This window comes from Pseudomonas putida NBRC 14164, from assembly GCF_000412675.1.
In the GTDB taxonomy this organism is placed as follows: Bacteria; Pseudomonadota; Gammaproteobacteria; order Pseudomonadales; family Pseudomonadaceae; genus Aquipseudomonas; species Aquipseudomonas putida.
This window is the reverse complement of sequence record NC_021505.1, coordinates 2,720,955-2,735,684: the sequence shown is the minus strand read 5'-3', so window position 1 is coordinate 2,735,684 and position 14,730 is coordinate 2,720,955. Positions and strand designations below refer to the sequence as shown.

General features: G+C 63.5%; 10 protein-coding genes. 4 read left to right on the top strand and 6 right to left on the bottom strand.

The features are described 5' to 3' along the window. Positions 1–2: 2 nt before the first annotated feature. Both PP4_RS12170 and mobA read left to right on the top strand, forming a co-directional pair. On the top strand, positions 3–3,131 hold the full coding sequence (locus PP4_RS12170) for an efflux RND transporter permease subunit (protein ID WP_016499477.1): 3,129 nt from the start codon (positions 3–5) through the stop codon (positions 3,129–3,131). Between the two features lie 61 nt (positions 3,132–3,192). Beyond that, entirely contained in the window at positions 3,193–3,768 is a 576-nt protein-coding gene (mobA, locus tag PP4_RS12165) for a molybdenum cofactor guanylyltransferase MobA (protein ID WP_016499476.1), read from the top strand. 129 nt (positions 3,769–3,897) lie between these two features. On the opposite strand, the gene PP4_RS12160 is transcribed toward mobA, so the two are convergent. From PP4_RS12160 to peaA, 5 genes are all read right to left on the bottom strand, one after another. Then, the gene (locus PP4_RS12160; protein ID WP_016499475.1) at positions 3,898–5,571 is read right to left on the bottom strand and encodes a fatty acid CoA ligase family protein; all 1,674 of its coding nucleotides are present in this window, start codon (positions 5,569–5,571) and stop codon (positions 3,898–3,900) included. A gap of 140 nt (positions 5,572–5,711) precedes the next feature. Then, positions 5,712–6,833, bottom strand: coding sequence for a quinohemoprotein amine dehydrogenase subunit beta (gene peaD, locus PP4_RS12155; protein ID WP_016499474.1), 1,122 nt, complete (start codon positions 6,831–6,833; stop codon positions 5,712–5,714). A gap of 32 nt (positions 6,834–6,865) precedes the next feature. After that, on the bottom strand, positions 6,866–7,189 hold the full coding sequence (gene qhpC / locus PP4_RS12150) for a quinohemoprotein amine dehydrogenase subunit gamma (protein ID WP_016499473.1): 324 nt from the start codon (positions 7,187–7,189) through the stop codon (positions 6,866–6,868). Position 7,190: 1 nt separating this feature from the next. Then, a complete protein-coding gene (gene peaB, locus PP4_RS12145; RefSeq protein ID WP_016499472.1) occupies positions 7,191–8,621 on the bottom strand; it encodes a quinohemoprotein amine dehydrogenase maturation protein in 1,431 nt (476 codons plus the stop codon). 48 nt (positions 8,622–8,669) lie between these two features. Continuing rightward, entirely contained in the window at positions 8,670–10,235 is a 1,566-nt protein-coding gene (gene peaA / locus PP4_RS12140) for a quinohemoprotein amine dehydrogenase subunit alpha (RefSeq protein ID WP_016499471.1), read from the bottom strand. Positions 10,236–10,730: 495 nt separating this feature from the next. Here peaA and PP4_RS12135 point away from each other — a divergent pair, with 495 nt between their 5' ends. Further along, complete coding sequence (locus PP4_RS12135; RefSeq protein ID WP_016499470.1) at positions 10,731–12,224, top strand: aldehyde dehydrogenase family protein; 1,494 nt, start codon at positions 10,731–10,733, stop codon at positions 12,222–12,224. Between the two features lie 126 nt (positions 12,225–12,350). Beyond that, positions 12,351–13,664: an alginate export family protein gene (locus PP4_RS12130; protein ID WP_016499469.1), complete on the top strand. Its 1,314-nt coding sequence runs from the start codon at positions 12,351–12,353 to the stop codon at positions 13,662–13,664. A gap of 119 nt (positions 13,665–13,783) precedes the next feature. On the opposite strand, the gene PP4_RS27945 is transcribed toward PP4_RS12130, so the two are convergent. After that, on the bottom strand, positions 13,784–14,659 hold the full coding sequence (locus PP4_RS27945) for an RHS repeat-associated core domain-containing protein (RefSeq protein WP_231859029.1): 876 nt from the start codon (positions 14,657–14,659) through the stop codon (positions 13,784–13,786). Positions 14,660–14,730 lie beyond the last annotated feature (71 nt).

Below are 14,730 nucleotides of genomic sequence, written 5' to 3'. Positions count from 1 at the left end.
TCATGCCGCAATTCTTCATCGACCGCCCGGTGTTCGCCTGGGTGGTCGCGCTGTTCATCCTGCTGGCCGGTGCGCTGGCCATCCCGCAGCTGCCGGTGGCCCAGTACCCCAACGTGGCACCGCCGCAGGTGGAAATCTACGCCGTGTACCCGGGCGCCTCGGCGGCGACCATGGACGAAAGCGTGGTGAGCCTGATCGAGCAGGAGCTCAACGGCGCCGACAACCTGTTGTACTTCGAGTCGCAGAGCAGCCTGGGCAGCGCCACCATCACCGCCACCTTTGCCCCGGGGACCAACCCGGACCTGGCCCAGGTCGACGTGCAGAACCGCCTGAAGGTGGTCGAGTCGCGCCTGCCGCGCCCGGTCACCCAGCAGGGCCTGCAAGTGGAAAAGGTGTCCACCGGCTTCCTGCTGCTGGGCACCCTCACCTCTGAAGACGGCAAGCTCGACGAAACCGCACTGTCGGACATTCTCGCGCGCAACGTGATGAACGAAATCCGCCGCCTCAAGGGCGTCGGCAAGGCCCAGCTGTACGGTTCGGAGCGCGCCATGCGCATCTGGATCGACCCGGGCAAGCTGATCGGTTTCAACCTGACGCCCAACGACGTGGCCGAGGCCATTGCCGCGCAGAACGCCCAGGTCGCGCCTGGCAGCATCGGCGACCTGCCCAGCCGCGACACCCAGGAAATCACCGCCAACGTGGTGGTCAAGGGCCAGCTGAGCACCCCCGAAGAATTTGCCGCCATTGTCCTGCGCGCCAACCTGGATGGCTCCACGGTCACCGTCGGTGATGTCGCCCGGGTCGAGATCGGCGCCCAGGAATACCAGTACGGCACGCGCCTGAACGGCAAGCCGGCCACCGCGTTCAGCGTGCAGCTGTCGCCGGGTGCCAATGCCATGGAAACCGCCACCCTGGTGCGGGCGAAAATGCAGGAACTGGCGCGTTACTTCCCGGAAGGCGTCAAGTACGACATCCCCTACGACACCTCGCCGTTCGTCAAGGTGTCCATCGAGCAGGTCATTACCACCCTGTTCGAAGCCATGTTGCTGGTGTTCGCGGTGATGTTCCTGTTCCTGCAGAACCTGCGCTACACCCTGATCCCCACACTGGTGGTGCCGGTGGCGCTGATGGGCACCTTTGCGGTCATGCTGGCCATGGGCTTCTCGGTCAACGTGCTGACCCTGTTCGGCATGGTGCTGGCCATCGGCATCCTGGTCGACGATGCCATCGTGGTGGTGGAAAACGTCGAGCGCATCATGGCCGAGGAAGGCCTGCCGCCCAAGGAAGCAACGCGCAAGGCCATGGGCCAGATCAGCGGTGCAATCGTCGGCATCACCCTGGTGCTGGTGGCGGTGTTCCTGCCCATGGCCTTCATGCAGGGCTCGGTGGGGGTGATCTACCAGCAGTTCTCGCTGTCGATGGCAGTATCGATCCTGTTCTCGGCATTCCTGGCCCTCAGCCTCACCCCGGCGCTGTGCGCCACCTTGCTCAAACCGGTGGCCAAGGGCGAGCACCATGAACGCAAAGGCTTCTTCGGCTGGTTCAACCGGCGCTTTGAAAGCATGAGCAACGGCTATCAGCGCTGGGTGGTGCAGGCGCTCAAGCGCAGCGGCCGCTACCTGCTGGTGTACGCGGTGCTGCTGGCGGTGCTGGGCTATGGCTTCAGCCAGTTGCCCACGGCATTCCTGCCCACCGAAGACCAGGGCTACACCATCACCGACACCCAGCTGCCACCAGGGGCCAGCCGCATGCGCACCGAGCAGGTGGCCGCGCAAATCGAGGCACACAACGCCGAAGAACCCGGCGTGGGCAACACCACCGTGATCCTCGGCTTCAGCTTCTCTGGTAGCGGGCAAAATGCGGCGCTGACGTTCACCACCCTCAAGGACTGGTCCGAGCGTGGTGCCGACGACAGCGCCCAATCGATTGCCGACCGCGCCAGCGCGGCCTTCTCCCAGTTGAAGGACGCCGTGGCGTTTTCGGTGCTGCCGCCGCCTATCGACGGTCTGGGTGAGTCGACCGGCTTCGAGTTCCGCCTGCAGGACCGCGGTGGTATGGGCCACGCCGAACTGATGGCCGCCCGCGACACGCTGCTGGCCAATGCCGGCAAAAGCAAGGTACTGACCAACGTGCGCGAAGCCTCGCTGGCCGAAAGCCCGCAGGTGCAACTGGAGATCGACCGCCGCCAGGCCAATGCCCTGGGCGTGTCGTTCGCCGACATTGGCTCGGTACTGGATGTGGCGGTGGGCTCCAGCTACGTCAACGACTTCCCCAACCAGGGCCGCATGCAGCGGGTGGTGGTGCAGGCCGAAGGCGACCAGCGCAGCCAGGTCGAAGACCTGCTGAAAATCCACGTACGCAACAACAGCGGCAAGATGGTGCCACTGGGGGCATTCGTCCAGGCCAGGTGGGTCAGCGGCCCGGTGCAGTTGACTCGCTACAATGGCTACCCGGCGGTGTCGATTTCCGGTGAGCCGGCTGCCGGCCACAGTTCGGGCGAAGCCATGGCCGAAATCGAACGCCTGGTGGCGCAGCTGCCGCCCGGCGCCGGCCTGGAGTGGACCGGCCTGTCGCTGCAGGAGCGTTTGTCCGGCAGCCAGGCGCCGATGCTGATGGCATTGTCGTTGCTGATCGTGTTCCTGTGCCTGGCAGCGCTGTACGAAAGCTGGTCGATCCCGACCGCCGTGCTGCTGGTGGTACCGCTCGGTATCCTGGGCGCGGTGCTGGCCGTGACCCTGCGCGGCATGCCCAACGACGTGTTCTTCAAGGTTGGCCTGATTACCCTGATCGGCCTGTCGGCGAAGAACGCCATCCTCATCATCGAGTTCGCCAAGCACCTGGTCGACCAGGGCGTGGACGCCGCAGACGCCGCCGTACAGGCCGCCCGCCTGCGCCTGCGGCCCATCGTGATGACCTCGCTGGCGTTCATCCTCGGGGTGGTACCCCTGGCCATTGCCAGCGGCGCCAGCTCGGCCAGCCAGCAGGCCATCGGCACCGGGGTGATCGGCGGCATGCTCAGCGCCACGTTGGCGGTGGTGTTTGTGCCGGTGTTCTTCGTGGTGGTGATGCGCCTTGCGGGACGGCGTCAGGCGCGTGAAGCCAACGCACAAGGCGGGATCAGCGAAAGCTGACTGGACAAGCCCCGTGTGAAATGGGAGGGTTCCCGGCAATGACTGCCCGGAGCCCTTTTTCATGCCTGATGCACTGCCCCCCTGCTCCATCCTCATTCTCGCCGGCGGCCGTGGCCAACGCATGGGCGGCCGTGACAAAGGCCTGGTCGCGTGGCAGGGCGAACCGCTTGTTGCGCATGTACAGCGGGTGGTGCGACCGCTAAGCGATGACCTGGTGATTTCCTGCAACCGTAACCAGGAGGCTTACCGTACGTACGCTGACCAGCTGGTGGGCGATGCCGAAGCGGACTTCCCCGGGCCGTTGGCGGGGGTGATTGCCGGGCTCAAGGTGGCACGCCATGAGTGGATGGTGGTACTGGCCTGCGATGCACCACTGGTTGACCGCGATTTGATCGAGGCGCTGTCAAGGCTGGCGGTGGCCAGTGACAGTGCGGCGATGGTACGTCAAGGTGGGTTTTGGCAGCCGATGTTCAGCGTGCTGCCACGGCGGTTACTGCCAATGCTGGAGCAGGCCTGGGCGACGGGAGAGCGAAGCTTGCAAAAGGCCTTGCTGCGCGAGGCGGTGCAGGGGTTGGAGTGTGTCGATGATGATCGCCGGTTGAGCAACTTCAACAGCCCGGAACTGCTGCAAGGCTGAGATTCTCTGCTGCCTGTACCGGCCTCTTCGCGGGTAAACCCGCTCCCACAGGTTCATTACCGTGTTCGAATTCCGTGCGGTCCCTGTGGGAGCGGGTTTACCCGCGAAGAGGCCGGTACAGGTAATGCATCATCCAGCAGACAACTCCGCGACACTGATCTCGCGCATCCTGAACTTCTGCACCTTGCCGGTCACCGTCATCGGGAACTCGTCGACAAAGCGGAAGTACCGGGGCACCTTGTAGTGCGCAATCCGCGCCCTCGCCCACTCACGCAGCGCTTCTTCACTGGCAGTATGCCCCGGGTGCAGCCGCACCCAGGCCACGATTTCTTCGCCGTACTTGCTGCACGGCACGCCAATCACTTGCACATCCGCCACCGCCGGGTGGGTGAAGAAGAACTCTTCCAGCTCGCGCGGGTAGATGTTCTCGCCGCCGCGAATGATCATGTCCTTGCTGCGCCCGACGATGCGCACATACCCCTGCTCGTCCATTACCGCCAGGTCGCCGGTGTGCATCCAGCCCTCGGCATCGATGCTGTCGGCCGTGGCCTTGAGGTTGTTCCAGTAACCGAGCATCACGCTGTAGCCGCGGGTACACAGTTCGCCGATCTCGCCACGCGGCACGGTATTGCCGTCGGCGTCCACCACCTTGTTCTCCAGCCGTGGCTGGGTACGGCCAATACTGGTTACGCGGCGCTCCAGGTCATCATCGGGCCCGGTCTGCAGCGACACCGGGCTGGTTTCGGTCATGCCATAGGCAATCTGCACCTCGGCCATGTGCATTTCGCCGATCACCCGGCGCATCACCTCGATCGGGCAGGTGGCGCCGGCCATGATCCCGGTGCGCAGGCTCGACAGGTCGAACTCGCCGCGTTGCGGGTGGTCCAGTTCGGCGATGAACATGGTCGGCACACCGTACAGCGCGGTAGCCTTTTCCTCCGCCACCGCACGCAGTGTGGCCAACGGGTCGAACGCATCGTTGGGGTAGATCAGGGTGCTGCCGTGGGTCATGCAGCCAAGGTTGGCCATGACCATGCCGAAACAGTGATAGAGCGGCACCGGCACCACCAGCCGGTCGTGCTCGGTAAGGCCCAGGCTTTCGCCGACCATGTAGCCGTTGTTGAGGATGTTGCTGTGGCTGAGGGTGGCGCCCTTGGGGAACCCGGTTGTGCCGGAGGTGTACTGGATGTTGATCGGGTCATCGCAGCGCAATTGCGCCTGGCGCTCGGCCAGGGCCTCGCGGCTGACAGCGTCGGCGCGGGCTTGCAACGCGGGCCAGGCCAGGAAGCCTGGGGGTGGCGAGACGGCCAGGCTGACCACGCCGCGCAGTTCGGGAAAGCGCTCGCAGATCAGCGCGCCGGGTTGGCCGCTGGCCAGGCCTGGGATCAGCCCCTGCAGCATGGCGTGGTAATCGGAGGTCTTGAACGCGTCGGCACAGATCACCCAACGGCAGCCAGACTGCCCGAGGGCGTAATCCAGCTCGCTGGAGCGATAGGCCGGGTTGATGTTGACCAGGATCGCGCCCACCTTGGCGCTGGCGAACTGGGTGATGCACCACTCGGCGCAGTTGGGTGCCCATATACCCAGCCGGTCACCGGGTTGCACGCCCAGTGCCATCAGCGCGCGGGCGTGCTGGTCGACGGCCTCGGCCAGTTGCTGCCAGGTGTAGCGCAGGGCCTGGTGGCGCACCACCAGCGCATCGCGGTCGGGGAAGCGGGCGACAGTGGTATCGAAGGCGTCGCCGATGCATTGGGTAAGCAGGGCTTTGTCTGGATTGCCCTGGGAGTAGCTTGGCTGGGGCATGGGCACTCTCTTGTTGTTTTTGTGGTGTCTGGGCCGGCCTCTTCGCGGGCTTGCCCGCTCCCACAAAGACTTCCACAGGATTGGAATACGGCGCAAATCCCTGTGGGAGCGGGCGAGCCCGCGAAGAAGGCAACGCCGATCTAGCGGATAAACACCTGTGGCGTAGTGGTAGACATGTCACCACCGGGCAACTTGATGTTCTTCACCTTCTCCAGCGTATCCGGGTTGAACACTGCCAGGTCGTTGAAGGTGCCGCCCAGGTACAGCTTCTCGCCCTTCTTGTCGAAGGTGACGCAGTAGTAAGTGTGCTCAAGGTTAGCCGCCTTGATCAGCTTGCGCTGCTTGATGTCGTACTTGGCCAGGCGGTTGAGCACGCCGTAGATCTGGTTCGGGTCTTTAGGCGAGCGCAGGCCAGTGAAGTACAGCTCGGTCAGGTCGGCGAATTCCTGGGTGTGGGTCTTGCCGGTCTTGAGGTCGACGCTCAGGTAGCCATACAGTGGCTCGGCGGTGGCCGGGTCCTGCTTGTCGTCCTTGAACCTGGCAATCGTGTACAGCATGGTGAACTCGTGCCGCGGGCTCTGGTGCGGCCAGAAGTACAGCACGTCCGGGGCGCTATAGCCTTTGCGGTTCCAGTTGCGCAGCGGCAAGGCCACCGTGTACTTGCCGGTTTTCACATCCATCTTGTAGATGTCCGGCCCTGCGACAAACAGGCTGCCATCGTCGGCAGCACGCATCAGGTACACCTGGCGCGGCATCGGGAAGGTGCGCACCGGCTTGGCCTGCAGGCCATCGTCGGTGCTGAACACCTCCAGCCGTGGCGGCTTGACCACGTAATGGTCGTTCAGCATCTGGGTCGGGTTGACCGTGGCGTACACTTCCTTGCCATCCGGGCTGATGGCGAACGAGTACATCGACCGGCCCACTTCACCCGCCACGCTCGACAGGTTGGCCCGGAAGGTGTTCTTGCAGGTATCCAGGTCGATGCCGTAAATGTCGCCGTAGTGATTGTTGAGCACGTAGGCGGTACGGTTGTCCGGCGCCATCATCGCAGTGCCAGGGCCGAACTTGTCGGGCATCTGGCAGCTTTTGTACACCGTGTCGGCGGCCACATCGACCACATGCAGGTTGTTCGGGTAGTTGGTCACGATCATGTATTCGTGGCCAGCCTTCAGCGCAGGCCCGGTGTCGTCAGCCTGAGCCAGCCCGGCGCAGGCCGTGGCGGCGATGGTGAGCGCGAGTTGCGCGCAGCGTCCAGCTTTCATGCGGTTTCCCCTTGTCATTCTTGTTGGGCCGGTCACTTGTCTTTCGGGAACACAGTGCCCAGGTTGCGCCAGTCATCCGCCGAGTTGGTCGCCTGGGCGTTCCAGTCCTGATAGGTGCTCATCATGTCCGGCACCTGGGCCGGCCACCAGCAAGGGTCGGAGCAGCCATACAGGTCGGCCTCCATCGGTTGGCACAGCGAGCTAACGCCACCAAAGGCATCCACTTCCCAACCCGGGTCCGTGGTGGCCGTGCAGCCGGCCACCGCACTCATGGCCATGACTTCTTCGATGCGGTCTTCGGCAGCGGCCTGCTCAAGGATGCGCGCCTTGTTGTTCAGGGGCTTCAAATGCTTCATGTCAGTGCGCCTTCCGCGGGGTGATGTAGCGGTCGATGAAGGCCGGGTTGGCGGCCATGATGCGGCTGTAGACTTCGATGCCGAAGTCGACCCAGTCGCGCATCAATTCGCAGTAGTGGTAAGTCGGGTGCTGCGGGTCGCCGTAGCGGGCGTAGCTTTCGTGGTAGCAGCCGCCAGAGCACAGGTTGCGAATGCGGCAGCTCTCGCAGCCGGTGTTGCTGCGGTCCAGGCGCTGCGACAGGAAGTCGTTGAGCTCCACCTGCTTCACCCCCTGATGCACGTTGCCGAAGGTCGGCAGGCTAGAGCCGGTGAAACGGTGGCACAGGTTCAGCTCGCCTTCATGGTCCACCGCCAGCATTTTCAGCCCGGCACCGCATGGCAGGGCCTTCTTGTGGCCCTCGTGAATGTCGGTGATCAGCTGGTGCAGGTTGGAGAAACCGATGTTGCGGTGTTCCAGCGCTGCGTCCAGGTAACGGCGGCCCAGCGCCTTCATGTTGGCGAAGACCTCAACCAGTTCTTCGCCGGTGAGGTTGAAGGCCGCCATGTCGCCGGAGGTGACCGGGGCAAAGCCGACTTCGGCAAAGCCCATTTCGTTGAACAGGTGGTTCCAGATGGTCTCGATATCGGTGATGCCGCGGGTCAAGGTTACCCGCGCCCCCACCGGGCGACTGTTGTAACGCGACAGCAGCATGTCGGCCTTGCGCCGCACCACGTCGTAGGTACCCTGCCCGCCCACGGTGATGCGGTTGCGGTCATGCACGGTCTTGGGGCCGTCGATACTGATCGACAGGCCGAAACGGTGGGCATTGAGCCAGTCGACAATTTCTTCGGTCAGCAACGTGGCATTGGTGGTCATGATGAACTCCACCTGCTTGCCCGCCTCGGCGAAACGCCGCTCGCAGTAAGCCACCATGTGCTCGATCAGCGGCCGGTTGGACAACGGCTCGCCGCCGAAGAACACCACGCTGTAGCGCTCCTCGTCGGGCGACTCTTTGAGCAGCATTTCCACCGAGGCTTCGGCGGTGGCGGTGCTCATCTTCTTGCCGGCAGAAGGCTTGTCCAGGTCTTCCTTGTAGCAATAGGTGCAACTGAGGTTGCAACCGGTGTTGACGTTGAGCACCACGGTATTCAGCGCGGTGCGCTCGACCCGCTTGGCGCCGATTTCCGGGGTCAGCGGCGAGCCGTCACTGACCAGCTCCAGCGCGATCAGCTCGCGCAGGGTGTCCTGGATATCATTGCCGGCAAACTGCTGGCCCAGGCGCTGCATCAGCTCCTCGGCCGAACAGCCTTGCTGGCGCAACATGTCGATGATGCCCCCGGTCACCGCGTCGGCGGTGAACAGCGAACTGCTGGGGATATGGAACAGCATGCGGTCGGCATCAACCTGCACTTCATGCAGGTTGCGTTCGACCAGGTTCAGTAGTGCGCCCATGGCGACCTCCCGGTAATCGATCCGATGGAAAACCGTTGCACCCTGCCGTTACGGCAGCGGCGGGTTGTTCCAGCGCTGAACGGTGACGATCATGTGCCCTTCGCCGGTCTGGCCACCGTCGGCCAGCGTGGCGATAACCTTCAGGTTGCCCGCGTTGTTGGTCATCATCTTGCGTTCAGGGTTAGGGCCGGCACCGCCTGGAACGAACACGCCATCGGCCTGCATTTGCCCGGCGAACTTGACGTCCTCGTCCTCGACCGCACGCTCGTTGAACGGCTCGACCTTCCAGGTGGCCGGCAGGTAGCCGATGCGCAGCGGCTGGCCACTGGCATCCTTGCCCCAGGCTTCCGCCTCGAAGCGGCCTTGCACCTTCGGCACCGAAGCGCCGTTTTCGCCGATGCGGGCAATGGAGAACGCCGGCACGACTTTCACTTCCTCGACCTTGTCGTACACCGCCAGGCTCACGCCTTTGAGCGCGCCCACTGCAACTTCGCGCTGCCCTGGCTTGGCGTCGGCCGCCGCGCGGGCCTTGACCCGTACCAGCGTCGGGGTCTGCTCCAGTACCTGGGTCACCTCTACCCCGGCACCCAGGTCGGGCTTGCCGTCCAGGCCGCTGCCCACCAAGGTGATCTCGCTCTCGCCACCGGCCTTGATGAATGCCGGTTGCACCGCCAGCAGGCGCGCCTTGCCTTCCTTGGCTGCCATGAAGTCCAGGCCACGCTCGTCGTGTTCGGCCTCGAACATGCGGCCTTTCATTTCGCCATCCAGCGCCGCGAATACCTGGCGCAGATTGGTGTCGCCAACCTTGACGTTGCCGCGCCATTCATAGCCGTTGTACAGGATCGCAGTGCCGCTGCCGTTGAAAGGAGTACCGTCGGCATAGGCGCCCTTGACCTCGACCTTGAAGGTGTCGCCCTCTCCGGCCGAAACGCTCATCACACCGCGCACATCGCCCTTGGCCAGCATGTGGCCGCTGAACGCCCACTGCCCCGGCAGCACGTCGGCCTTCGGTTTTGCCTGCTGCCATTCAGCCCAGGCCGGGTTGTCCAGCGGGTAGCGCCTGGCGAGTTCCGGCACCACCTGTTGCAGGGCAATCGGCAACCAGTCGCGGTCCCGCGCCTGGGCCTGGTATTCGAGGGACGGCCACTGGCCGAGGTGGAAGTTGACCAGGTGCTCCCACTCCTTGGCGGGGCGGCGCTGCAAGGCGACGCGAGCACCAGAGTGGCAGCGGCCACAGGTTTCGCTGAGCTGGGTGTCGAAGTGCTCGACCGTGTTCAGCCGGCGCTCCATGGCGTAGCGCACGCCATCGGTTTCGCTGGGCGCCAGGCCCTGCTTGTCGGCCAGGTACTTGACCAGCGTGCGACGGTCGTCGTCGCTGATCTGCAGGCCGTGCATCACCTGCATGCGAGCGATGCTCATCAGCCAGCCTTCCGGCGTTTTACGCTGATGGCTGATGCGGCTGTAGGTATCGTTGCCTTCGGGGATATGGCACCCCATGCACTTGTTCTGCAACAGGCTCGGGCCCTGCTCGGCCGCCATGGCCTGGGTGCTCAGCAGCGCGGCGGCGACCAGCGCCAGTTTGCCCGCATGCCGCCGGAGTCGAGTCGTCTTCAAGGTCAGACCTCCACGGTTGTTGTTCTTATCGTTTTTCGCACGCTTTGGTACAGCAGGTGTGCATGTGGCAGATGTGATACAGGAACTGTGCCAGTTGCAGTAAAAGCGTGGCCTTTCAACCTCTTAGGCAGTTTCCGTGGCCTGGCCAGCAACCAAGATGGCCACTTGCAGCGTGCCATTTCGCGACTAGGTGTTTCATCCTGAGACAAGGGCCTGCCACGCAGGCCTTCGCGGGCATGCCCGCTCCCACAGGAATGGCACAACGCCTGGGGTCAACGCTGTACCTGTGGGAGCGGGCAAGCCCGCGAAGAGGCCGGGACATCCACTGTTGCACCACCGTCTCACACCGTCTCAATGTGCAACAGCGCACGCCTGCAATCACAACCTTGGGCCCAGGCAAAACCCAACACCTTCAACGCCTTGCGGCCATCTGCCCACCTTGGCACGCCCATTGCGCCTGTGCCCTTTACACCCAATGACAAGAGGCACAGCCCCATGCTTTGTGAACTGCCCATCCTGCCCGCCACCCGCGCCTTTCTCGAACGCAAGCTGAAAATGCGCATCGGCGCCGACTGGCAGGACGCCGCCAGCGGTCGCACCCTGTCGTTCCGCAACCCGGCCACCGGCGAAGTGCTGGGCGAAGTGCCCGCCGCCGACGCCGAGGATGTCGACCGCGCCGTGCGCGCAGCACGCCAGGCCTTCGACGACTCGCCGTGGAGCCGCCTGCGCCCGCGGGAACGCCAAAACCTGCTGTGGCGCCTGGCCGACCTGATGGAGCGCGACGCTCGCCAGCTGGCCGAGCTGGAATGCCTGAACAACGGCAAGAGCGCCGCCGTGGCCCAGGTGATGGACGTGCAGCTGGCCATCGACTTCCTGCGCTACATGGCGGGCTGGGCCACCAAGATCGAGGGTAGCACCGTAGAAGCCTCCATGCCGTTGATGCCCAACGACCAGTTCCACGGCTTTGTGCGCCGTGAGGCCATCGGCGTGGTCGGCGCCATCGTCGCCTGGAACTTCCCGCTGCTGTTGGCCTGCTGGAAGCTCGGCCCGGCCCTGGCTACCGGCTGCACCATCGTGCTCAAGCCCGCCGATGAAACCCCACTGAGCGTGCTGAAGCTGGCTGAACTGGTAGACGAAGCTGGCTACCCGGCAGGCGTGTTCAACGTGGTGACCGGCACCGGCCTGAATGCCGGCGCCGCGCTCAGCCGCCACCCCGGCGTCGACAAGCTGACCTTCACCGGTTCCACCGAAGTGGGCAAGCTGATCGGCAAGGCGGCCATGGACAACATGACCCGCGTCACCCTGGAGCTGGGCGGCAAGTCGCCGACCATCGTCATGCCCGACGCCAACCTGCAGGAAGCTGCTGCCGGCGCCGCCACGGCGATCTTCTTCAACCAGGGCCAGGTGTGCTGCGCTGGCTCGCGGCTGTACGTGCACCGCAAGCACTTCGACAATGTGGTGGCCGACATCGCCGGCATCGCCAACGGCATGAAGCTGGGTAACGGGCTGGACCCGGCCGTGCAGATGGGCCCGTTGATCTCGGCCAAGCAGCAGGACCGCGTCACCGGCTATATCGAGCTTGGCCGCGAACTGGGTGCGACCATCGCCTGCGGCGGCGAAGGCTTTGGCCCGGGTTACTTCGTCAAGCCGACGGTGATCGTGGATGTCGACCAGCGCCACCGCCTGGTGCAGGAAGAAATCTTCGGGCCGGTGCTGGTGGCGATGCCGTTCGATGACCTGGACGAAGTAATCGGCATGGCCAACGACAACCCCTATGGCCTGGGTGCGAGCATCTGGTCCAACGACCTGGCGGCGGTGCATCGGATGATCCCGCGCATCAAGTCCGGCTCGGTGTGGGTCAACTGCCACAGCGCGCTTGACCCGGCGCTGCCGTTTGGTGGCTACAAGATGTCTGGCGTGGGTCGTGAGATGGGCGCAGCGGCCATCGAGCACTACACCGAGCTCAAGTCGGTGCTGATCAAGCTCTGATCCTCTGCCTGTACCGCCCTCTTCGCCGCATACAAGCGCAAGCGGTTCCTGTAGGAGCAGCCTTGTGCTGCGAAGAGGCCGGCCCAGGCAACCCAAAAACAACAATAAAAAACCATGGAGCCCCCCATGAGGCACACACTCGCCTGCACATTGGCCCTGCTGCTCGCCGCGCCCGCTAGCCAGGCCTACGAGCTGTACAACCAGAACGGCACCACCCTCAACGCCGACCTCGAAGCCCTGTTCGGCACGTTCCATAGCGACGAAAGCTTCAACCAAGCCGGCAACCGCCAACCCGGCAGCACCGCCTGGCAGGAAGGCTACGTAAAATACGGCCTCAGCGGCAGCCAGGCCCTGGCCGATAGCGGGGCCGCGTACGGCGCCTTCAACCTGCTCAGTTCCGCCACCTGGGGCGACGGCGATGCTGCCGGCCTGACCCTGGGCGATGAGCGCCGTACCGCCATCGAAGATTTGTACCTGGGCTGGCGCTCGGCCAACCTGTTCCCGGCGCTGGGCGAAGACGGCGTGGATATTTCTGGCGGCCGCCAGGTGGTGACGCTGGGTGACGGCTTCCTGATCCAGGGCGACCCGGTGAACCTGGGCAAGGTCGACCTGGGCGCCAACTTCGACCGTGGCGGTGCCTACTACCTGGCTGCCCGCAAGGCCTTCGACCGCACCGCCGTGCTGCGCCTGGGCGGCAAACAGGGCTGGCGCGGCGACCTGATGTGGCTGAAGTCCGACAACCACTACCAGGCCGACACCTCGATGGCGGTGGCCAACCTGGAGCACGTCGCCGACGCCGGTACCCTTGGCCTCAGCTGGATCCGCGGCCTGGACGTGGACCAGCGCTACGCGCAGATCATGGGCCTGGAGCACCGCGACGGCATGAACACCGCCAGCCTGCGCGGGCGCGGCAACCTGGGCGTGAAAGACCTCGAGCTGGCTGCCGAGTACGTGACCCAGGACAAGACCGGCGGGCGCGAGAATGCCTGGTACCTGGAGGGCAACTGGACTTTCTCCGAACTGCCCTGGTCACCCACCGCCACCTACCGCTACAGCCGCTTCTCCGAAGGTTTCGACCCACTGTTCTACGGCCTGAGCCGAGGCTATGGCACCTGGTTCCAGGGTGAAGTGGCAGCCAACTATGCCGGGCCGTTCAACAAGAACAGCCAGGTGCACCACATGGCGCTCAAAGGCAAGCCACTCGACAACCTGACGGTGGGGGCGCTGTATTTCGACTTCGATACGCTGGATACCGACCAGGGCAACCTCGGCGGTCGGGAGCTGGATCTGTATGTGGAATGGATGGTCAACGACCACTTGTTGATCAGCCCGGTACTGGGGTTCTACAAGCCGGAGCGCAGTGCAGCGAATGGTGGTACGCAGTTGGGCGGGCGGGATACCGGCACCTACATGCAGCTGGTGGTCGGGACCTTCTTCTGATTTTAAGTTCAGGTCCCGCCCTGCAGCCCAGCGCAACACAAAAACGGTAGTGTCTTAAAGGAGAATCAGAATCTGGAGTGATAGCGTCCAGGGACGGCCGGAACTACGGCGCTCTGCATTCAACTACTGCTTCTCGTTTGAGACACAGCAACCACCAGACGTGCAAGTGCCAGCGCCTGCGAAGCGGCCTGCTGGCCAGATGGCGTATTGTGGTTAGGGATGTAGTTTATATAAGCTATTTCTATCGGATATGGAGGCGACCCTCCTCGGGCCTGCCTTTGCAAGTGCCCGACCAAGGTGGGAACAAGTCTCGACCCAGGGAGTAACTGAGAACTAATAAATGGATAGGTTTGAGCAGTTCGCATTGTAACGGCTACATTCTCCCGTTCTTCCGCTGTGAAGGGACCGCTCATCGGAAGCTGTGGGGCTGCTTGCCGATGTACTCTCGCTGGAGCTGGTGGATCTGCTTGCCGCTGTACTCTCGCTGGAGCTGGTGGAGCTGCGGCTGGACCATCTACGAGCTCGCCGCCGATTCGTGGGCGTACCACCGCAGTTGGCAATGCGGGATCTCGTGGTTCAAGTATCCGTGTTCGATTTCGTGTCAAACGCTTCAGGGCGATATTATATTTTATATTTCCCGTTGGATCCGTATAGTTGATAGGGTCACCCCCACAATATGCGTATGCATTGACACCACCCAGGCCGAATGGACTGAGATCATCAGGCGAATTGAAGCGCATGCGCAATGGACTGAATGCTCTCTTCCCATTCCCTAATAAATCAGAATTGATCACAGGATCACGTGCCTGACCATTGAAGCCCAGCGCACAGCCATGACGAATCAGGTCAAAATGGCCATAGGGGGTGTAAACAGTGGTGCCCGCCGCATGCACAACTGAGTTTGCGGTATCGGTGGAAATAAGGACAGCACTAGCAGCTACTCCTGCCCATTGCTCGGCAAGTGGTGCAAAACTACTCTGCAGAATCACGCTCATCTGATTGCTCGGGCCGAATCTCGATAGCTTGTTGCCTTGGTAGAAATGATGCTTCTTCATAGCACACCTAT